Source organism: Lactobacillus sp. PV037 (assembly GCF_014522345.1).
In the GTDB taxonomy this organism is placed as follows: domain Bacteria; phylum Bacillota; class Bacilli; order Lactobacillales; family Lactobacillaceae; genus Lactobacillus.
This window is the reverse complement of sequence record NZ_CP041987.1, coordinates 699,710-719,838: the sequence shown is the minus strand read 5'-3', so window position 1 is coordinate 719,838 and position 20,129 is coordinate 699,710. Positions and strand designations below refer to the sequence as shown.

General features: G+C 34.0%; 20 protein-coding genes and 1 pseudogene. 5 read left to right on the top strand and 16 right to left on the bottom strand.

Annotated features, from left to right (window positions below):
* Nucleotides 1-100: 100 nt before the first annotated feature.
* The 3 genes from FP435_RS03945 to FP435_RS03935 all read left to right on the top strand — a co-directional run bounded on the left by FP435_RS03945 (nucleotide 101) and on the right by FP435_RS03935 (nucleotide 4,684).
* Nucleotides 101-2,572, top strand: a complete 2,472-nt coding sequence (locus FP435_RS03945; RefSeq protein WP_265484548.1) for a hypothetical protein — start codon at nucleotides 101-103, stop codon at nucleotides 2,570-2,572.
* Nucleotides 2,573-2,643: 71 nt separating this feature from the next.
* Nucleotides 2,644-3,756, top strand: a complete 1,113-nt coding sequence (locus tag FP435_RS03940; RefSeq protein WP_265484547.1) for an NlpC/P60 family protein — start codon at nucleotides 2,644-2,646, stop codon at nucleotides 3,754-3,756.
* 61 nt (nucleotides 3,757-3,817) lie between these two features.
* Nucleotides 3,818-4,684: a C39 family peptidase gene (locus FP435_RS03935; protein ID WP_322573202.1), complete on the top strand. Its 867-nt coding sequence runs from the start codon at nucleotides 3,818-3,820 to the stop codon at nucleotides 4,682-4,684.
* A gap of 841 nt (nucleotides 4,685-5,525) precedes the next feature.
* Here FP435_RS03935 and FP435_RS03930 read toward each other — a convergent pair.
* The 4 genes from FP435_RS03930 to FP435_RS03915 form a co-directional block, all read right to left on the bottom strand.
* Nucleotides 5,526-6,209, bottom strand: coding sequence for a DUF554 domain-containing protein (locus FP435_RS03930; RefSeq protein WP_265484546.1), 684 nt, complete (start codon nucleotides 6,207-6,209; stop codon nucleotides 5,526-5,528).
* Nucleotides 6,210-6,287: 78 nt separating this feature from the next.
* Nucleotides 6,288-6,728, bottom strand: a complete 441-nt coding sequence (locus FP435_RS03925) for an 8-oxo-dGTP diphosphatase (protein ID WP_265484545.1) — start codon at nucleotides 6,726-6,728, stop codon at nucleotides 6,288-6,290.
* Nucleotides 6,729-6,857: 129 nt separating this feature from the next.
* Nucleotides 6,858-7,436, bottom strand: coding sequence for an NAD(P)H-binding protein (locus tag FP435_RS03920; RefSeq protein ID WP_322573205.1), 579 nt, complete (start codon nucleotides 7,434-7,436; stop codon nucleotides 6,858-6,860).
* 103 nt (nucleotides 7,437-7,539) lie between these two features.
* Nucleotides 7,540-8,397, bottom strand: a complete 858-nt coding sequence (locus FP435_RS03915; RefSeq protein ID WP_265484544.1) for an aldo/keto reductase — start codon at nucleotides 8,395-8,397, stop codon at nucleotides 7,540-7,542.
* A 246-nt stretch (nucleotides 8,398-8,643) separates the two neighbouring features.
* Between FP435_RS03915 and FP435_RS03910 the strand changes: the two genes are divergently transcribed.
* Nucleotides 8,644-9,513, top strand: coding sequence for a LysR family transcriptional regulator (locus FP435_RS03910; protein WP_265484543.1), 870 nt, complete (start codon nucleotides 8,644-8,646; stop codon nucleotides 9,511-9,513).
* 46 nt (nucleotides 9,514-9,559) lie between these two features.
* Here the strand turns inward: FP435_RS03910 and FP435_RS03905 are convergent.
* The 12 genes and pseudogenes from FP435_RS03905 to FP435_RS03850 form a co-directional block, all read right to left on the bottom strand.
* Nucleotides 9,560-10,599 (bottom strand): annotated as a pseudogene (locus FP435_RS03905) (zinc-dependent alcohol dehydrogenase family protein).
* A gap of 148 nt (nucleotides 10,600-10,747) precedes the next feature.
* Nucleotides 10,748-11,119, bottom strand: coding sequence for a nuclear transport factor 2 family protein (locus tag FP435_RS03900; RefSeq protein ID WP_265484542.1), 372 nt, complete (start codon nucleotides 11,117-11,119; stop codon nucleotides 10,748-10,750).
* Between the two features lie 25 nt (nucleotides 11,120-11,144).
* Nucleotides 11,145-11,981 (bottom strand): SDR family oxidoreductase, encoded by an 837-nt coding sequence (locus tag FP435_RS03895; protein WP_265484541.1) that lies wholly within the window; start codon nucleotides 11,979-11,981, stop codon nucleotides 11,145-11,147.
* 74 nt (nucleotides 11,982-12,055) lie between these two features.
* Nucleotides 12,056-12,661: an NAD(P)H-binding protein gene (locus tag FP435_RS03890; RefSeq protein ID WP_265484540.1), complete on the bottom strand. Its 606-nt coding sequence runs from the start codon at nucleotides 12,659-12,661 to the stop codon at nucleotides 12,056-12,058.
* A gap of 104 nt (nucleotides 12,662-12,765) precedes the next feature.
* Nucleotides 12,766-13,083 (bottom strand): hypothetical protein, encoded by a 318-nt coding sequence (locus tag FP435_RS03885; RefSeq protein WP_265484539.1) that lies wholly within the window; start codon nucleotides 13,081-13,083, stop codon nucleotides 12,766-12,768.
* A complete protein-coding gene (locus FP435_RS03880) occupies nucleotides 13,020-13,658 on the bottom strand; it encodes a LysR family transcriptional regulator (protein ID WP_265484538.1) in 639 nt (212 codons plus the stop codon). The genes FP435_RS03885 and FP435_RS03880 overlap by 64 nt, the downstream gene beginning before the upstream one ends.
* A gap of 1,049 nt (nucleotides 13,659-14,707) precedes the next feature.
* The gene (locus FP435_RS03875) at nucleotides 14,708-15,382 is read right to left on the bottom strand and encodes a type 1 glutamine amidotransferase (protein ID WP_265484537.1); all 675 of its coding nucleotides are present in this window, start codon (nucleotides 15,380-15,382) and stop codon (nucleotides 14,708-14,710) included.
* Complete coding sequence (locus tag FP435_RS03870; RefSeq protein WP_265484536.1) at nucleotides 15,372-16,541, bottom strand: ArgE/DapE family deacylase; 1,170 nt, start codon at nucleotides 16,539-16,541, stop codon at nucleotides 15,372-15,374. Before FP435_RS03870 ends, FP435_RS03875 begins: the two co-directional genes overlap by 11 nt.
* A gap of 110 nt (nucleotides 16,542-16,651) precedes the next feature.
* Nucleotides 16,652-16,885 carry a hypothetical protein gene (locus tag FP435_RS03865; protein WP_265484535.1) on the bottom strand — a complete coding sequence of 78 codons (234 nt, stop codon included), beginning with the start codon at nucleotides 16,883-16,885 and terminating at the stop codon, nucleotides 16,652-16,654.
* Nucleotides 16,886-16,952: 67 nt separating this feature from the next.
* Nucleotides 16,953-17,810: a patatin-like phospholipase family protein gene (locus tag FP435_RS03860; RefSeq protein ID WP_265484534.1), complete on the bottom strand. Its 858-nt coding sequence runs from the start codon at nucleotides 17,808-17,810 to the stop codon at nucleotides 16,953-16,955.
* Between the two features lie 120 nt (nucleotides 17,811-17,930).
* The gene (locus tag FP435_RS03855; protein WP_265484533.1) at nucleotides 17,931-18,305 is read right to left on the bottom strand and encodes a type II toxin-antitoxin system PemK/MazF family toxin; all 375 of its coding nucleotides are present in this window, start codon (nucleotides 18,303-18,305) and stop codon (nucleotides 17,931-17,933) included.
* Nucleotides 18,289-18,543 carry a hypothetical protein gene (locus FP435_RS03850; RefSeq protein WP_265484532.1) on the bottom strand — a complete coding sequence of 85 codons (255 nt, stop codon included), beginning with the start codon at nucleotides 18,541-18,543 and terminating at the stop codon, nucleotides 18,289-18,291. The genes FP435_RS03855 and FP435_RS03850 overlap by 17 nt, the downstream gene beginning before the upstream one ends.
* 204 nt (nucleotides 18,544-18,747) lie before the next feature.
* Between FP435_RS03850 and FP435_RS03845 the strand changes: the two genes are divergently transcribed.
* On the top strand, nucleotides 18,748-20,112 hold the full coding sequence (locus FP435_RS03845) for an FAD-dependent oxidoreductase (RefSeq protein ID WP_265484531.1): 1,365 nt from the start codon (nucleotides 18,748-18,750) through the stop codon (nucleotides 20,110-20,112).
* Nucleotides 20,113-20,129 lie beyond the last annotated feature (17 nt).

Here is a 20,129-nt window from a genome sequence, read left to right as displayed (position 1 = left end):
TTGCTCAAAAATTTAACTTAAACTTTTTTTGTTCTTTTTATAGTTGCTCTTAGAAATTATTTATACTAATTACAATCTCAAATAGAAAGGTTGTAATTATGTGAAAAAACGAAAACGTTTTCAAAAATTCATGTTAAGTGCTGTCGCACTAACAACTTTAATTCCTTTTACATCTCAAACTAGCATTGTCCATGCTAAATGGGATGGACATTATGACCCTAGAAGTACTGACCAACGTCCAATCAAAGATGCCTATGGTATAGCTAACACTAAGTATAATGGTAAAACAAAAGCTATTTCACCATATATTGGTATTGAACAAGGTATTAAAAATGGTAATCAAATGGCGGATTATGTAAATGCCCATAAGACTACCGGTTTCTTAGTAGAAAATAAAGGCCTTAGTGGTCAACCTTTTGGTGGCACCAAAAAGCAATGGCATATATCCAACGAAGCTGACCCAAAAAGAATTAAAAAAGGTAAGAAACACGAGTGGTACGTTTATCACTTGCCTAAAAATGATCCCGAAAATGGGGACGGTGTTTCAGGTAAACTTGGAATGTTTTATAAAAATGCATTGACTTATTATCCTAATGAGAAGGGTAAAGAGCAGACGCAAGGTGCTAAAGTTAAATTAAATGCCCGCATTGTTTGGAATGGTGACTACCACTATGATAATAAAGGCAAAATGGGTAATCCAAATATTCACTTTGATACCGAGCATTTAGCTGTCAAAGAACCTTATGATGGCGAAGGTAATTTTTCTTTAATTCTAACTTATGCAACTGGGAAAAATAAAGGAAAACCCTTTAAGAAGATTAAAAGTGAATTATCCCAAACTGATATAGACTCTCAACAAGGAATACTTTTTAACACACCAAGTTATATCATTGTTAATAAATCTACTAAATTAAATGCTGGTGTTGAGACAGGTTATGGAATAAATTCTGGTATTCAAAACGGTCTAGCACGTATCTTTGGTGATGAACATCGTATATTGCGTGACAAAAAGACAGGTAAGAATTTACGTCAAGGTACTGTTTGGCCAGATGATCCAGATGGTAGATTCTCTTATATTCCCAAGAACCCAATAAATGAGTATAATGTAACCTTTGTTCACGGGTATAACAATCAAACCTACCTTTCACAATCACATAGGTACGCCCATCCTTCTGCTTCATTTAAAGTGCTTACTGGTAAATTTGCACACGACGCTAACAACATTGATAGTAAAAGTAACTATGAAGATGCAGCTCAAGCAGACTACTTTGGTTTTGATTTTGACAAAGGTGGGACTTCTTCATACGAAGTCCCCGTTGATAAGTGGGTCTCTAAAACCAATAACTTTACTAAGCACTCAACTAAAGAAACAATCAATGACACTGGAACTGCTTATTTTGACATTCATACTAGCTTAAAAGCACCATCAAGTGCTTTAGTTAAATCTGGTAACACCAAAGACAACTACAATGCACTTCCTCTTGCAGCAGCTATCAATGATAAAAATGATCCTTACATGGTGGGTGTTAAGAAGTCTAAACATGCCAAGCAACAACTTGTGCTAACCGACTACGTTGATCCTAGTTTAGAAGTAGTTAGTGCCAAAGTTTATGAAAGTGACTGGGGCGATAAATACGGTAAGCACCGTACCGATATTACCAAAAAGAATATTTTTACCGTTCAGTCAGACAAGAAAGGTCTTCATGATAAAAAAGGTTATACGGTAGTTGAAGCTAAAATGACAGACAAAGCAGCTGAAGCCACTTCTGATGCTTGGCACAAAAACTACCACTTAGTTATTCAAGTTAAACCTAAACCTGATCAACAACCTGCAGAAGGTAGTATCTACAGCGGTTCTACGGTTGTTAACAACCAAGCATGGTTAAACGGTAAAGACAGTGGTGCAAAAAGTAAACTTATCGTTAAATACAACCACACTGATACAACCACTAAAGGTGACTCGAAAAACGGTTTAACTGCTCACAAGTTTGTTTATGCAGCCGATCCAAAGGATCCAACTAAAGCTAAAGATACTGGTGCAGCAGACATTCATGAACAAACCGTTTATCCAAATCAATACTTATATTACCGGTTGCGTTTCAAGCTCAATAACTTTACCCAAGTAGAGAAAAAAGACGGGCACAAGTTAACCAGTAGCGACGGGCAAAAGCTGGTAGATGACAAATATACTGACTTTACCATTCACGACACGCTCGACGATAAGTTTAGAACTAAACTCGACAGTAGTGGTGATGCTGCGGTTGACCATGTGCAAGTTAGCTTAGATCCAAAAGATTTTAACAATAACTCTGCAACGCACGGTGCAACTATCAATGGTAACAAGTTAAGTATTAAGATCAACAAGGACAGCGGTAAAGACAAAGATAAAGACAAAACCATGCTTAAAGAGCTTTCTAAGAATGGTGGTACAATCTGGGTGCAATACCGCGTTCAAATTAGACCTAATGAGGTCGGCGCAAATGCTAATAAGTACTTGAAGCCACTTAACTTACATTACGAAGATAATGTTTATTTAATTGGCCAATTTATCATTATGAACTTGCTGAATTAGTGATACTTAGTATTGACGTAAACAAGTAAAATATGACAAAATAATTGATGAATTATTACTAGGAGAAAAATATGAAAATAAAAACAAAGTTTACTGCAGCTTTTGCGGCAACTTTATTAAGCGCAAGTTTTTTAACTGTAAATGTTAAAGCAGCAGATATTGATATCAATAGTCAATCAAATAGTTCAGATAAAACTATTCAAACGGTAGAAACACCAGTAAAGAAAGTTAGCTACTTTAAATCTAATCCTAAAATTATTCAATTAAAGAAGGAAACTACTCTTTACAAAGATGCAGCTTTGGCTCATCCTGATCATAAGGCTAAAAAGAACTATCACTACTTGATTTCCTTATTGAAGACTAATAATGATGGTAGTAAGATATTGAAAACTAATTCTGGTCTTTATATTTCTGCAGATACATCCCTTTCTAAAAAGATAAAAGGTTACCAAAATCCAAAGAAATATCATCAAGTACATTATACTCAACTCAAGCCTTATGGTAAGGTGGGTTACACCTTATCTCGCGGTTATGAGGGTATTAAGACTTGGAAAGTTATGCATAAGATGGGTACTTGGGCAGGGACTAATTACTATAATCAAGCTACTTATAACGCAGTTAAAAATTTCCAACGTAAGCATGGCTTAAAGGTTACAGGTAGTGTTAACTTAAAGACTTGGCAAAAAATGGGCTTTTCTAAAAAGGAATGGTATGACATTGATAGTTATGTAGCTCCACTTGGTGCTAAAGCATGGCAGGATAGAAGTGGCCATATCGAAGCAATGATTAAACAAGCTTATAAGTACATAGGTAAGCCATGGCTTGCTGGTTGTTCTTCAAGTCCAGCTTATGGTGTTGATTGTTCAGGACTTGTAATGCAAGCATTGTATGCTGGTGGTATTAGTCCAGAGCCAACAAGTTCAATAGGTCATGCTCATCCTGGTAACGAATGGAATTCACGTAACTTATGGGCAGATAAGAAATTAAAGAAAGTCTCTTACTCTAGCCGGAAACGTGGTGACTTAGTATTTTATTACCAACCGGGTACTCATACTATTTGGCACGTTGCAATTTATTTAGGTAATAATAAGGTAATCGAAAGTTGGCCACCATCTGTAATGGTTCAGCCAATTGTTAATGGTCAACGTAATGTAATTGCCGGTATTAAACGTCCGTTTATCTAGAAATAAAATGTATCAAAAATATTGGTTTTTGATACATTTTTTATGAGGAACTAAATTAAGAATGAAATTAAAATACAAATTATTAGCTGCAGCAGCTATTACAATAGGATTAAATGCTAGAAATTCCCAAGTTATTTTGGCAGCAACTGACAATAATATTGAGAAAAATTCGCAAACACAAGCAAATCCAACTTCACAAGTCTCACACTGGCAGACAGTCAATGGTAAAACTTATTATGTGAAAAATGGGAAAAACCTCAAAGGTTATCGCCAAATTGATGGTAACTGGTATGTTTTCAATAAAAAGGGTGAAGTCTGCACTGGTGTACATCAAATTCCACATACCAAGATTTTAGGCTATTTTAATAATCAAGGTCATCGCATTTTCTCTAATGTAACTGTCGGTAAAGTAAAGTACTGGATTAATAAAAAAGGGACGATTGTTGGAGTTAAGAATAATGCCAAAGTAGTTTCTCAACTTCCTGAAATGCCTACTGGCTGTGAAATAACCGCTGTAACGATGATGCTCAACTATGCAGGAGTTAATGTTTCAAAATTCAAAGCAGCTAAGATAATGCATTATAGTTTTAATCCTAACAAAGGATTTATCGGTTCGCCTTATAAAAAATGGCCTTTGGGATATTGGGTAGCTCCTGATGGTGTTAAGTCAGTAGTTAAACATTATCTCGGTACCTCCAAAGTAATGACTAGGACAAGTATGGCCGGAATTAAGAATAAGTTAATTCGCTCACATCTTGTTGTAGCATGGGTTGGAAACTTTGACGGCTTTTCTAATCATGCAATCACATTAACTGGTTATATCATGGTAAAACTTTGTATTACAACGATCCTTGGACTGGTACTAAACGTTCCATTGGTGAAAATTCATTTATGTTACATTGGGAAAAGGATGCTAAAAGGGCATTAAGTTATTAAAAGGACCGGGGTAGGTCCTTTTTTTGCTTTAATCCATTACTCCAGTTAATTTTGGTACTTTAATTGCTATTAGGCATGACATTTAAAATTTAGACTTTTTGCCTCGTTCATTAGTACCGATAATATTTTTATTGGTAAAAGTATAATTTAGAAGGATACCTATTCTCCTCTTTTGCAAGGGAAGAGTCAAAAGAAGAGTTTTAGATATAATGATTAAGTTTAATGCTATATATTATTGAATATTATATATTAAATATATATGTGTGTATCATAAATATATGGAATATAAATTTTAAGACTAATAAATTTATCTATTAAACACTGAAGTTTATTTTATTAATCAATTTTAACCAGTACAAAGTTTTAATTTAAGCCTATGAAGATCGATGAAAAATCAGTATCTAAAAAGCTAGCCAGCCATAGGTCGGGACTTATGAATTTATTGTGATGGGATCCAAGATAGTTTAATAAAAGCAACAATTAAATAAAATGATTTTATTAGGAGAGATTTTCCGGAGATGAGTCGAGTAGAAAATAAATTTGTCACTAAAACAAATAAAAATTAAATGGCAAAATTAGATAAGTGAAGACATATTTATATAGATAAATAATAGCAGCTCTATTCTTTTCATTATTTAACTTTACATAATATCGATTATAGGAAATTGTATAAAATTTAGTTTCTAATCTCCTTTTGGCTATTTTGGAGAGATTTATTATTTATCTTTTGGATTTAAAAATTCGTCATTATAAAAAATGCATCCTTTCAAAGAGTTTGTAGCCAGAAGAAATGCATTTATCAAAATTTATTTTTATGAGATTCAATCTTTTCCCTAAATTATACTTTTCCCAATAAAAAAGATAATTGGTACCAATAAACTTGGTAAAAAATTCAAAGTTTTTATATCGCGCAACTTTAAAAGTACAATTCCAGTAATTGTAATCAAAAATCCTCCTACAATTGAAATTTCTGTAATTAATGGCCCACTAAAAAAAGAAGCTGATAAATACTTTGCCACTAAATAGATTCCTCCTTGCCAACAGAATAAAACTGGCGCACAAATCAACATTCCCCAACCAAAACTAGCTCCAAAAATAGTTGAAGATACAAAATCTAAAGTAGCATTTGTAAATAGCATGGTATGGTCTCCTTTAGCGGCTGCCATAACAGGACCTACAATTGATAAGGCTCCGATGCAATATAATAAAATTCCAGTTGCAATTCCTTCACCGGTAGAAGCTTTGCCTCCAAAACGATCAATTAAATTGTTATAATGCTTATTTAAGTCAAGCCAATTTCCAAACAAAGCACCTAGTGCCAAACTAACAATAAATAAGACGGGATACTTACTTTTAGGAAGATTGTTAATTACATTTTCTAAACCAATGCCCAAAGCTGCTAACCCCATGGCAATGTATAGAGCATCTTCATATTTATCTTTAAGGCCATTTTTTAGAAAGCATCCAATTGTTGTTCCAACTAAAATTGCTCCTGTATTTACTATTGTCCCAATCATACTTTTCCTCTTTTAATAATAAATTAAATCTCTTTAGATAGATCTTCTTTTATTAACAGTACAAAGAAAAGATCCTACTCAAAATAGTTCATCCCTCTCACCATCTAATAAATGTTCACTAATCTTTTCATCAAAATAAACTGGTAAATCATGATCAAAATTATATGCTAGTTTCGAATGGAGTAATTTATCCTTTGTCATCCAAGTTAGAGTCCCTTCTTCACTTTCCTGTAAATTACCACTGAATTTTGTTGCAGTATAAAAGAATACTAAATAGCGTTGTTGGTTAGCGTCATAAAACTGCTTAACGCCTACAAGTTTAGGAGCTTCAATAATTAAACCGGTTTCTTCTTTAACTTCACGGATTACTGAATCATGAAATGACTCATGAGCTTCAACGTGGCCACCTGGAAAAGTTAGTCCTGGCCAGACTGGATCTTTTCGATCTAAAACTAATATTTTATCTTTGTTCTTGATCATACACATGTTTGTTAAAGTAACTGATTCAGTTCTACTCATTAAATTGCCCTACTTTCAAAAATTTACGTCTTGTATTTAATTATAACTTTTTTCATTTCATAGTCTAAAGGAAATAAAAACACTATTGCTACAAATCTAAGCAATAGTGTTTTATTATCTTCACAAATTTTAGTAAACAGGTCTAGGAGAACCTTGAGTAGCTTCATCAGCAAAGCCAATACTCTCTCTACTGTATTTTTTAGGATCTTCAATAATTTCTACAATTAACTTTGCGCAGCTCTTTCTTGAGACAGAGACACCAATATACTCTTCACCCTTGTGAGTAACAGTATAATTAGTATCATTCCGATCATTAAGCCAAGCTAATCGAAGTACTGTATAATCTAAATCTGATTCTTCAATATACTTATCAGAAAGTACAACTGCATCAGTTGCTTTAACTTTTCCGCCAAAACAAACTTCTCGGTTATATGAACCAAATGGCTCAGGTACTTTGTCATAAATTCCAAGAATATTTGAAGAAATTAAACGTTTAACGCCTTCTTCATCCATAATTTTAATAATATCTTGGGTAAGCTTAGCTTCTGCACTATGATCTACAAAAGCCACATAGACAATATCTTGTCCTTTAATTGCTTTACGCAAATCGTCTGGATTATTAGCATCCCCATCAATAATGGTCACTCTGGGATTATCTGCTAAATCAGCAAGACGAGCAGAATTCCTTAAAAATAGGGTTAACTCAATATCATTAGTATCTTTTAAAATTTTTCTTCTACTAAGCGAGCAATTTGTCCATTTGCTCCAATGATTGCTACTTTAGTCATTTTACTTTACTTCCTTTCAATACTTAACGTAAAGCTTTCAAACTTGAACCAAAAATACTTTCAATAGCACTTGGATCACGATGATCGAAGAACTGACTTTCTTGCAAATCAAGTGAATTCATTTTCTTCATGTCTTCATCACTTAATTTAAAATCAAAAACATCAAAGTTTTCTGCCATGCGAACCTTATGAACAGACTTTGGAATTACAATAATACCTCTTTGAAGTAACCAGCGTAAAATTACCTGTCCGTTCTTCTTACCATATTTCTTACCAATTTCAGCGATTGTTTCATTAGTGAAAATCTCATGCTTACCTTCCGCAAATGGTGCCCAAGCTTCTACTGCAATCCCTTGTTTTTGATTCCAGTTTACTTCACTATCTTGTTGGAACCAGGGTGAGACTTCAATTTGGTTAACTGCAGGTTTAACATTACTCATTAATTCTAAGTTTTTGAGTTGATCTGGATAAAAATTAGAAACCCCAATGGACTTAATTTTACCAGCTTTTTGAGCTTCTTCTAAAGCTCTCCAAGCTCCATAAACATCCCCATATGGTTGGTGGAGTAAATAAAGATCCATGTAATCCATTCCAAGCTTGGCTAAAGATTCATCAATTCCTTGTTTAGCTTTTTCATAAGTAAAATGATCTACCCATAGTTTAGAAGTTACAAAGAAGTTGCTTCTATCGATGCCACTTTGGTTAATTGCTTTACCAACAGCTTCTTCATTTTGATAAGCTGCTGCTGTATCAAATAAGCGATACCCTACTTCAATTGCATCTTTAACTGCAGTTTCTGCTTCTTTTAGATCTGGAACTTGAAAGACACCAAATCCAAGTTGTGGCATTTTATTGCCATCATTTAAAGTAATATATTCCATGATAATTCCTCCGTTTTTATGATATCTCTTAACAATTATTAGTATAGCTTGAAAAATTAAGAGAGAAAATTACCCTTTATGTATATCACGATACGATAAATGTATGGTGTGATTTTAGCTTAGAAAAGTAATGTTAAAATGTAGTTTATTTTAAATTAAGTAGCGTTATCTGCTCAAACTCAGTAATTAATTTTCAATTTAATTCATGTTATTATACATATAATGCATACTAAGGAGAGAATTGTAATGATAAGTTTTGAATTGCTAGAAGAATTAGTTACCTTCGCTAAATATGGGACTTTAAGAGCAACAGCTGAGCATTTGATGATTACTCAACCTAGTGTTACACGCGGGATGCAAAAGTTAGAACAAGAATTGGGTGTTAAGCTTTTTGACCGCCAAGCTAATCGAATTTCCTTAAATGAAACTGGTAAATTAGCTGCAGCTGAGGCCAAAAAGTTATTAGCTGCAGAAAATAATTTTGTGGAGAAAATTGCTAATTTTGACCAAATGAAAAAGAATATTACCATTGGTTCCGTAGCTCCTGGTCCTCTTCTTTGGTTAGATAATAACCGTCCTAGTTTTAATCAAGACCTTGCCATTACCCAGCAACTGATTACACCTGATCATGTTGTGCAAGATTTACTTAGCTACAAACAAAGAATCATCTTCACAAATTATGAAATTGAATCTGAGGAAATCGAATCAATGTATTTAGGTAGAGAAAAATTATTTGTTAGAATTGATAAATTTAATCCTCTGGCTGCCAAGAAAAGTGTAACTTTCAAAGATTTAGCAGGTTTAAGTTTCTTAGTAGTTAGGGATGTGGGACCTTGGCGTAAGATTCAAGAGTCCAATATTCCAGATGCTAAATTTTTATACCAAGAAGATTTAAACTCACTAGATGAATTAACACAATATTCTAATTTTCCCGTCTTTAGGTCTAACTTAACTTTAGCGAGTCATTTTGAAGAAAAAGATGACGATCGTATCTTAATACCAATTGAGGATAAAAATAATACTTTAGAAATTTACGGCTCGTATTTAAAAGAGCAGCGGTCTACTGTACAGCCCCTTTTAAAGGAAATATCTCAAAATTGGCCAGTTCAAAAATAAAAAGTCTAACTTTTGGTGGTATTTCACACTAAGTTAGACTTTTTATTTACTTATCATTTACAATAATCAAAGACTTAATCGCTTCACGCTTATCCATTGCAGCATAAGCATCTTGAATATGCTCTAAATCAAAACGTTTAGTAAATACTTTACCTGGATTAATATTTCCCTTTAATACTTCATCTAAAAGTAAATTTTGTCATAAGTAGTAACACTAGCAATACCACCCCGAAGACCAATATTTTTCCAAAAAAGAGTATTAGAAGCTGGTTCGGTCTGAGGTACACCAACACGACCAATAATTGCACCTGGACGAGCAAGTTTGCCAGCTTGTTCTATTGCACTTGTAGCACCGACACATTCTAAGACGCTGTCAGCTCCTGCACCGTTAGTTAAAGTCATGACTTTCTCTACTGCTTCATCTCCACGTGCAGAGACAATATCAGTTGCACCAAATTCTTGTCCTAGTTTAGCTCGAACTTTATGGTGACTCATTAAGATAATTCTTGAAGCACCAAGTAAACGTGCTCCAATTACTCCACATAGTCCTACTGCTCCATCCCCAATAACTACAGTAGTATGACCAGGTTTAACTTCAGCAGATTTTGCGGCATGAAAACCCGTTGCCATAACATCGGCTAAAGTTAAGAAGTTGTTGAGTTGTGCATCTGAGTAGTCTTCTGGTTTACCAGGAATTTTGATTAAAGCCCAATTAGCTTGCTCAAAACGTAAATACTCACCCTGATAACCACCATTACTACCCTCTGGTTGGTTTAGACACGAGCCGTCAAAACCTGCTCGACAAGCGGCGCAATAACCGCAACCGTGAGTAAAAGGTACAATTACAAAGTCACCAGGATGAACTGCAGTTACTTCATCACCAACTTCTTCAATAATTCCTATCGCTTCATGCCCTACTGTCGAGCCACTTTCGCGCTTAGAAATGCCACGATACCACCATAAGTCAGAACCACAAACACAAGCTCTGATAATACGAATAATAGCATCAGTAGGCTTTTGAATAGTTGGTTCAGTTAATTCTTTTATTGCCATCTTCCCTGGTTTAACAAAAACTGCTGCTTTCATTTTATCTATTTCCTTTCCGTCATTTAACTTGCAATGATCATTGTAGTGCTAAATTTTTCTTATGAAAAATACCAAAAGTTGATGCTAGTATGCCTAAACCGTATAATAAAAAATATTTTTAAGGACTATAGACCGGATCTACTGCTACTTAATATGGGCTAGCCACTTGTTTAGCTATAACCCACTTGCCATTTTCTTTAGCAAAATACATTTTCATTTGAAGTGGCCAAGTAGAAATACTACCGCCCCAAATTCTGGCTTTAACACGATTTTTACCAATAAATGATGCTGTATTCCCATTAATTTCAATATCTTCAATCGCTTCTTCATCAGAAGAATAATATTTCATTTCTTCATTTTGGATTTGGTCGATCCATTCCATCTTCGGTTGAACATAGCCAGTCATATGAGTTAATTCCATACTTGGAGCTAAAATTTGGTTAAGTGTGTTAATGTCTTTGTTAACCATCGCTTGGTTTTCTTTGCGGTAAAGTGAAATTATTTGTTGTTCATCAGTCACAAAATCACCTCATTATCTATTTATATTAATTTCTAACTTCGTCAACATTACCGTACCAATACTGAGCGGTAACACCACCATCAATTAAAAAATCACTCCCTGTAATAAAGGCTGCTTGGTCACTCATTAAATATTGAGCTAAACTAGCAATTTCATCCGGAGTTGCTGGACGCTTAGTTACCATCGATTCAAACATTTTCTTGTAGCCGGCACCACGTGGGCCATTTAATTCATCCAAGGCAAGTGGAGTCATTACTATTCCGGGAGAAATGGCATTAATTCTGGCACCACGCTTTTGCCAATTTACTGATTCACTAGCAACACGCAACACATTCTCACGTTTAGCATATTGGTAAGCAAAAAGTGAATCGGTAATTACATCAGGTTGCAAAATATCTAAATCAAGCAATTTTTCAGTTGGAGTCATAGCAAGTTTTTTGTCGTTCTCTTGACCTAATGCGGGTAGACGATGTCCAGATTGAGAAGAAATAATAATTCCACTACCACCTTCATCAATAACTTTTCCGAATTCTTCAAGCAAAACTGAGGTACCATACAAATCCACTTTCAAGACTTGCTCAGGAGTAGTTTGAGATGGTGAAACACCTGCTGCATTGACTAAGTGCTTAATTTTACCCAACTCTTGAGCTTTCTTAACTACTTTTTGAATTGATTCACGAGAAGATAAATCAGCCTTGATTGTTTCTACATCAAAACCTGCTTCTTGTAATCTCTTTTGCACATTTTTTAAGTTGTTTTCATTGTAGTCAGCTAGTAATAATTTTTTACCACTAGCAACCCGTCTAACAATAGCTTCACCAATTGATCCACTACCAAATAAAACAACTACTTCTTTTTTCATATTTTTCTCCCTTAATAAATTGATTTAATCCACCTAAAATTAAAACTTTTTTATTTGAATTTACTCTTAATGATTTATTCTTCTGAAGTATTAATACCCACACTATCTCTAGAGTAAAGCGAATCATCATCGACAAGTTTTTGGACTAAATCACCAATTGATGCAACCGAAACATCATGGCCACCAAATGGTTCCCCTTTTCTAGTTACTTCGTAATTAACGGGACCATTAGTGAACCAACCAGGACGAACAATAGTGTAGTTTAAATCGGATGCTTCAATGATATCAGCTGCTTCACGATAAGGTCTTAAAGTAGAATTAGTTCTTAAATTACCACCACCAACGCTAGCTGGAATTTCATTGTAAATTCCCATGGAAGTAATGAATACTAAACGTTTTACGCCATTTCGGTTCATTGCTTCAACAATGCTCTTAGCAAAATGTCCTAAGTTACCACTTAATGCGGCAAATACAGCATCTTGTCCTTGTAAAGCCTTGTCCAAGTCTGCTGGATTAGTTACATCCCCAGAAATTGTCTTTTCTCTACTTGGATCAGCTACACTAAGTTTGTTAGCTGAGCGAGAGAATAAAGTAAGATTGTCATTTGTATTTTTTAAAATTGCTTCGGTTGCTGCTCTACCCACAGTACCAGTAGCACCAATAATTAAAACGTTTGTCATAATTTTCACCTCATGTGTTTAATTCGATTTTCAATTATTATTGTAGAAGCAAAAAGACCTAGGAACAATTTCTTGTTCTTAGGTCTTTTGATAAGTAAAACTTATTAATTATTAAATTGTTTTTCTAAAATATCAAAGAAGCTCTCAATGTAGTAGCCAGAATTATCTGCTTTCCAAAAGGCATAGTATTCTTGTGATAACTGTTGATCACCATTGTATAGAGGCAAACTAACCAAATCATCATTCAAAGTAATCGTATCTTTAACACGATCATTAATAATTAAATAGCCTTGATTCAAAGTTGCCATCATAATTGCTTCATCATAAGTAGATGCAGTTACAAAATCACCGCTGATATTTAAAACATCTTGATAATACTTCTCTTCATCGGCCTGTTCATTGGCCCTACAATTAAAATACATGGCAAATCACGCAAGGCTTGACTTTCAACTTTAGTTTGATTGGTATTGACTTGTTTTTTATTAATCAAAACTTCGAAATTACTTGAAGTCAAAAACTTATTTACATATTTATTAGAAGGAGCTCTTCTTAAATCACTAAAAGCAATATCTAATTTATCTTCTTCTAGCATGTTAAATAGTTTTTCGTGACTACCACTAGTAATTTTTAATTGAACATCAGGAAATTCCCCTGAAAATTCCGTTACTGCTCGTAAAAATTCATTAGTTCCAAAATTACGCAAATAACCAGCATGCAAAATAAAAGGTTCTTCTGTTTGATTATCAATTTTCTTTGTCTCGGAAATTAATTCATCTAGGTTGTTTAATAAATCTTGGCTATGATTATAAAAATATTTACCAGCTTGAGTAACAGTAAAGCTGCGCCCTATTCTTTCTAAAAGTTGGACGCCTAATTCTGACTCGAGCTCTTTAATTTGCTGTGAAATGGCTGGTTGTGAGATATGACATTCCTCAGCAGCTTTCGTAAAATTTTTATTTTTAACTACTGAAATAAAATATCTAATTTGATTAAACATAATTATCACCTGTATACAAAAATAAAGAATACAATCCTACTTGCATCCATTATTTAAATATTTTTCTCTTATAATGTCTAATAATTTTTGTCACTGTCTGTGCATCATGATTTCTACCTTCGATATATCTAAATTATCAGAAATTTGAACACTGTATCCTATTTATCAAAAATTAAAAGGTACAATTAAAAATCTGAAAATAATTAAATACTTTCAGATTAATAAATTCCCACGTTCATTTTTATACCTTATCCTTTAATTTCTAACTATGTACTTACAGTGGTTACCCTTATTCATTTGGTGTTTAGACTTTTACTACCGGCTTAAAAGTAATTACAGCTTACAATCCAAGCCAATCATCTAATCTATTTAAAGCCTTTGCGATTTGTTAAAGGAGCTAGATTAAACCTATTGAAATCTTATTTAATTTATTTTATAATTGTAAAAGAAAAGGAGCTAACGAGTGCCAGTCGTTAACTCCAATCGTAACTTGAATGACTGAATAGTTAGCTAATCCTTGTGATTAGCTTTTTTTGTTATTGCATAAGCCTTTGCACAACTCACTAAGAATTTACCTAGTGCATTGAGTGCAATAGCAGAAGCTATTTGCAAGGAAGCCTACTTCTCCAGTCTATTCCATGTGGCATGGCTCTCACCTCCGTAACTGAAAATAGGTTGAGGGGTGTGTAGCCATCCAAAGTTACTAAATCATCGGTTAGCTAAACCAATGACCTAATAATATTGTAACAAGATGATAAACAAAAAGCGATCAAATTTTGAAGTGCCTCATAATTGTTAGACATAGATCTAACAAGTGTGAGGTATTTTTATACTCCCTCTTTGCTTAACTTTTATTAACAGTTTATAGAGAAAAGGAATACTTGAAAATTACTAGTTATTTATGCTAGCTTACGTATAACGTAAACTAATGAATTTATCGATCTTTTAGGTGAAAAGATAACTTTCAAGCCGTTACTCCGATTGATCAAAAGCTAAAAAATAATCAAAAAGCCGATGAAATTCATTCATCGACTTTAAAGAAAACCTTACTACCAAGTCCTACTAATAAAATCTAACAACTTAAACATTATTTTTTTATTTTCTTCTGGCACACCGTGTTTTATTATTTCTTGATAAGTCTGGTGTAGAGAATTGTTTTCTGCAGGATATTCTTGATCATTAATAGCAATTTCACGAAGATTATCTTCTTCAGGCTCAAAATGGAATTGCAGGCCAATCACATTATCATTAAGCAAAAAGCCCTGATTTTTAACTAAATCGCTAGAAAACAACAACTTTGCTTCTTTAGGAATTTCAAACATTTGTTGATGCCAATGTAAAGCAGTTAATTTTTCTGGAAGTCCTGGAATTGTTTGATCTTGCAAATAAACTGGGGCCCAGCCTACTTCTTTGTAAGGCGCATCTAAAACCTCATATCCAACAGCTTTAGCAATTTGTTGAGCACCAAAACAAGCCCCAAAAATTGGTTTATGCGCTTTAAGCATCTCTTTGATTAATTCACGTTCTTGTTTAATCCAAGTTAAATCATCATTAGGACTCATTGGCCCACCTAAAATTACTAGCAGATCTGTTTCTTGCGCACTAGGCAAGTGGCCAAATGTTTCTGGATGATAGACATAAAATTGATAATTATTCTTGTCTGCCCAAGATTTAATCGCCCCTGGGCCTTCATTGGGTGTATGCTGCAAAACATTAATTCTCATTTTTCCTCTCCTCTCTAGTGGCAAAAAAGTTTTTAATAATTTCTTGATATGTTTCAATTATCTTTAAGTAGCTTGATATTGTAGTATATTCATTACTTTGGTGAGCTTGTTCCCATTTATCAGGACCTAAAACTACTACAGGAAGGTCTTTTCTTTTCAAGGTGAAAACACTCGCATCAGTTGCTCCATTAATAATATCTAGTTTTATTTCATCAGAAAAATTATTTTTTGCGGCCTTAAAAGCTAGCTGTACAAAAGAGTCTTCTGGCGCTGTAGCAATCGGATAAAAACTTTGAATCACTTCTAACGCTAAATTGTAGGGAGAATTTTGATTAATATCATCAACTAGCCCTTGTAGTCTCTCGATCACCTTATCATTATCAAAAACAGCGGTTGGACGAATATTTCCCTTTAGACTTGCTGTCGAAGGAATGATGTTGACCTGACTACCTCCCTGGATTAAGGTTACACTATGCTTAACTGCGCCTAAATAAGGATCTTGTGGCACAGCATCAAATAAGGTCTGTTCTTTTTTGATGAATTCAACTAAACCATTAATTGCATTGATGCCCTTTTCCGGTTTTGAACTGTGAAAAGATTTTCCTTTACTTTTAATCTCATAATTGAGGCTTCCTGAATGAGCAAAAATAATATTCCCGCCCGTCGGTTCTCCAACTAAGAGTGCGCTTAAATCCTGAGCAATATTTTGTTTTTGAAGGCGATTAGCGCCGGGAGTGCCGTATTCTTCGCCTGCAGTAATTATCAATCTTACTTTTCCATTTTTGGGCAGTTTATCTGCTTCTTTCAGCTCGATTAAAGCAATTATTTGAGCGGCTAAACCACTTTTCATATCACTAGAGCCACGCCCATATAGTCTATCACCTTTGATAGTTGCAGAAAATGGAGGATAAGTCCACTCCCTTTCAGACACAGCAACTGTATCCATATGGCCAGTTAATCCTAAGATATTTTGACTATCTTTATCTCCTACTTCAGCAATTAAATTGGCTCGCTTATCACCAAAGGCATCAATTTTTGCGTCAATGTCATACTTTTTTAATAATGATCGAAGGTATCTAGCAACCTCTATTTCATTACCGTTAACCGAATTAATCTTAATTAAGTCAGTCAAAATTTTGATTTTTTGCGTTTTGTCCATACTTTCATCTTCTTTATAAAATTAATTAACATTATGATAACATGAAAAGTTTATTCTTAAACTATTTTCCATAACAAAAAGACATCCCTTACAGATGTCTTTGGTTTGCTTTATAAAAAGTGATGCTTCTTCATTCTTTGCTCAAAAATACCATTTACTAATTTGGTCATCTCTTCTTTATCGGCGGTACTTACTTCATCATTTTCAAATTTTGCATACAAGTCGGGATGTTCTCGAGCAATTAACTTACAAGTACCGCCAGTAGCATGCTTACGAAACATCTTGGGAATCTTTTCTAAATACTCTGGTTTTACTAAAGCAATAATTTTCTCATTAGCTGTCATCTTTAACCCTCCTTCGGTTCTTTTAGTTGTCCTTATTTTATTATTTGGCAGTCAAAATTGCAAAAACTTAATTACCCTTTAAAAAAGATTTTATTTTTTGCATGTTATCATAGGCAGTTTTAACACCAATCTCATACACATTTTGAATTGCTTGAGGTGAATTTTTAAAAGTCTTCACCTTTAAAGGCTCAGGCGGCGCAATTATTAGCATTTCTCCACCTTTTTCTAATTTCTTCATTTTATCCAAAGTAGCATTGTAGTTAACTGCACGATTTAAAACTTGCTTTTTAACCGCTGGATAATCTTTAAAAATTCTTGAATAAAGACGTTGATGTTTCCCAGGAGTTTTACGATATGAGCGTGGTTGGGTAGTAATTACAACTTGTTTGGTTGGGCCAAATCTAGGAAAGAAGTCAATTGGAATTGAATCACTCACGCCACCATCCCAATAATGATTGCCATTAATTTCAACTGGTTTGGCAAAAACAGGAATCGAAGCAGAAGCCTTGATCCACTCCATATCTTCACCCCGTCCACTAATCAGACGATGAAAGGTCGGCTTCCCAGTTTCAATATTAGTTGCGCAAACCCAAAAGTCCATCGGATCACTAGCAAAAGTATCATAATCAAAATAGTCTAATAAGTCAGGAATAATATGATAGCACATTTCTACATTATAAAGATTACCAGTTTTGCGCCAACTTTTAAAACTAGCATAGTTATCATCTTTAGCAAATCTCTTATTGTAACGCAGGGCTCTTTGGGGTTGGTGAGATTTATAATTTACTCCAAAAGCAGCTCCAGCTGATACCCCTACTGCTTGATCAAATTTAATATTGTTTTTCAAAAAGACATCTAATACACTTGTAGTAAAGATATCTCTGATTGCTCCACCTTCGAGCACAAGTGATGTTTTTTGTTTCATATAATGTAATCTTCTGATGTAATTTTTTTCTTTGTAATAAGAAGAGATATCCCAGATATCAGGTTAAAGTAAAAAATTAACTCTCCATATAACAATTTTGTATCTATTAAGCAATATAATTTATTCTTTTCCTACAATGTCTTCTACATATTCCTGGAGTAAATCAATTGTTTTCTTATTTAAATGATTAATAATCTTTCCGTGTCTTGCAACAAAATCGAAATTTTGTAACTGCCACAAAACTATGTACCCTTTAACTCCTGTACCGTTAGAACCATTAATAAGAATAGGAAGATATCTTGGATTATTCTCATAATTTGAAGTAGTTATTGGAAATCCTAAAAACATATGCGTTGCATGATTATAACTATTCGTACTCATTACTACATAATGTCTACGAATATTATTAGTAGAAGGATCATGTCCTCCCATTTCATGTCCCGCATGTGGTTCAGCATCTACAATAATAACATCACCTTTATTTGGAAAAATCATTACTAATCTCCTTACCAACTGGCTTAACCTCTTGTAGTAACGGATCTTTTTTAACATCATGTTGATAATCATAATTTTTCCATTCAGGAGTACTAAAGATATTCACATGTTTTTTAACAGGCGTAAATACTATAGTCTGACCTACATTCTTAACATCATACTCATTCCCAAGTGTTTTAATATCTTTAGGAACAGTTAAAGTTTTAGAATTTCCTACAGTTCGTAATTTTACTGACATTTTGTTTCTCCTTTGTATACATAAGTGTATACAAAAATTATAAAGATGTCAACTAAACTATAAGTGACTGTTTAAATCAACTAAATTCTTACTTGTCTACTGATTTACTAACTTTTTATCTTTCAGTTCAATAATTTGTATTTTTTCAAAAAGAGATTATTGTAGAGATATAAGATAATAGTTTGTTTTAAGGAGGTCTCTTTTATGGATAAACGCAAAGTTATTATTGTTGGTGCTTCTCATGGTGGTCATGAATCTGCAATTGAATTATTAGATAAGTATGATGATGTTGATGTAACTGTTTATGAAGCAGCTGACTTTATCTCATTTATGTCGTGTGGCATGCAGTTATATCTTGAAGATAAAGTTACTGCTCGTGATGATGTCCGTAATTTTAAGGCAGAAGATATTGAAAAACGTGGTGGTAACGTTTATGACAGCCACCTAGTTACTGGTATTGATGCCGATAAGCACACTGTAACTGTAAAAGATCTAAAGACTAATATTAGTAAAGAAGAGCACTATGATAAATTAATTCTTTCATCAGGTGTTACTCCACAAACTCTTCCAGTCCCTGGTAGTGATTTAGGAAATATTTACTTAATGCGTGGGCGTGATTGGGCTATGCAATTAAAAGATGCAGCTGCTGATCCCGCAATTAAAAATGTAGCTATTATTGGTGCTGGTTATATTGGTACCGAAGCTAGTGAAGTATTTGCCAAAGCTGGCAAACATGTTACTTTAATGGATATGATTGGTCATCCTCTTGAAACTTATCTTAACCAAAAATTCACCCATATTCTTGAACCTGTCTTTAAAGAACATATGGATCTTAAAATGGGTGCAAAGATCCTTGGATTCGAGGGAGATAAAAAGGTTAAGCGTGTTAAAACTGACAGCGGTGATGTAGATGCTGACTTAGTTGTTATTGCTGCTGGTGTTAAACCTGCAACTGATTGGTTAAAAGGTACGATCGATTTAGATGAGCGTGGATTTATTAAAACTGATGATTACCTCCGCACTAATCATGAAGATGTTGTTGCTATTGGGGATGCAATTAAACCACTTTCAATCCCAGCAAATCAAAAGATGCCAATTGCGTTAGCAACTACTGCAAGACGCGAAGCTCAATACGTTGTTAACAATCTTTTCGATAAAAAACCTGCTCGTCCTTTCAAGGGTGTAGTTGGTGCATCTGCTTTAAGTTTCTTTGATTACAAATTTGCCACTGCAGGTCTTAACGAATTTTCTGCTAAAAAGCTTGGGTTAGACCACGCTGAGAGTTATTATGAAGATTCAATGCGTCCTGCTTATATTCCAGAAGCTGATAATCCAAAAGTTTATGTAAGTTTAACCTTTAATCCTCTTACCCATCAAATTTTAGGTGGTGCTGTTTTATCTAAGTACGATATTACTGCTCAAGGTAATGTATTAGCATTAGCCATTAGTCATAAAATGACTTTGGAAGATTTGGCTGAACAAGATTTCTTCTTCCAACCTGGATTTGATCGTCAATGGAGTTTGTTAAACTTAGCAGCTCAACATGCTTTAGGCAGAGCAAGATTTTAGAATTTTGAAATAATTTA

What these genes read in the sequence shown, in the direction of transcription:
- FP435_RS03850 (WP_265484532.1), bottom strand. Translation starts at nt 18,543, where the DNA reads ATGTCAGTAAAATTACGAACTGTAGGAAATTCTAAAACTTTAACTGTT.
- FP435_RS03865 (WP_265484535.1), bottom strand. Translation starts at nt 16,885, where the DNA reads ATGACAGCTAATGAGAAAATTATTGCTTTAGTAAAACCAGAGTATTTA.
- FP435_RS03845 (WP_265484531.1), top strand. Translation starts at nt 18,748, where the DNA reads ATGGATAAACGCAAAGTTATTATTGTTGGTGCTTCTCATGGTGGTCAT.
- FP435_RS03860 (WP_265484534.1), bottom strand. Translation starts at nt 17,810, where the DNA reads ATGAAACAAAAAACATCACTTGTGCTCGAAGGTGGAGCAATCAGAGAT.
- FP435_RS03925 (WP_265484545.1), bottom strand. Translation starts at nt 6,728, where the DNA reads ATGAGTAGAACTGAATCAGTTACTTTAACAAACATGTGTATGATCAAG.
- FP435_RS03935 (WP_322573202.1), top strand. Translation starts at nt 3,818, where the DNA reads ATGAAATTAAAATACAAATTATTAGCTGCAGCAGCTATTACAATAGGA.
- FP435_RS03930 (WP_265484546.1), bottom strand. Translation starts at nt 6,209, where the DNA reads ATGATTGGGACAATAGTAAATACAGGAGCAATTTTAGTTGGAACAACA.
- FP435_RS03890 (WP_265484540.1), bottom strand. Translation starts at nt 12,661, where the DNA reads ATGACAAACGTTTTAATTATTGGTGCTACTGGTACTGTGGGTAGAGCA.
- FP435_RS03910 (WP_265484543.1), top strand. Translation starts at nt 8,644, where the DNA reads ATGATAAGTTTTGAATTGCTAGAAGAATTAGTTACCTTCGCTAAATAT.
- FP435_RS03885 (WP_265484539.1), bottom strand. Translation starts at nt 13,083, where the DNA reads ATGTATTTTAATTGTAGGGCCAATGAACAGGCCGATGAAGAGAAGTAT.
- FP435_RS03870 (WP_265484536.1), bottom strand. Translation starts at nt 16,541, where the DNA reads ATGGACAAAACGCAAAAAATCAAAATTTTGACTGACTTAATTAAGATT.
- FP435_RS03915 (WP_265484544.1), bottom strand. Translation starts at nt 8,397, where the DNA reads ATGGAATATATTACTTTAAATGATGGCAATAAAATGCCACAACTTGGA.
- FP435_RS03895 (WP_265484541.1), bottom strand. Translation starts at nt 11,981, where the DNA reads ATGAAAAAAGAAGTAGTTGTTTTATTTGGTAGTGGATCAATTGGTGAA.
- FP435_RS03880 (WP_265484538.1), bottom strand. Translation starts at nt 13,658, where the DNA reads ATGTTTAATCAAATTAGATATTTTATTTCAGTAGTTAAAAATAAAAAT.
- FP435_RS03875 (WP_265484537.1), bottom strand. Translation starts at nt 15,382, where the DNA reads ATGAGAATTAATGTTTTGCAGCATACACCCAATGAAGGCCCAGGGGCG.
- FP435_RS03940 (WP_265484547.1), top strand. Translation starts at nt 2,644, where the DNA reads ATGAAAATAAAAACAAAGTTTACTGCAGCTTTTGCGGCAACTTTATTA.
- FP435_RS03855 (WP_265484533.1), bottom strand. Translation starts at nt 18,305, where the DNA reads ATGATTTTTCCAAATAAAGGTGATGTTATTATTGTAGATGCTGAACCA.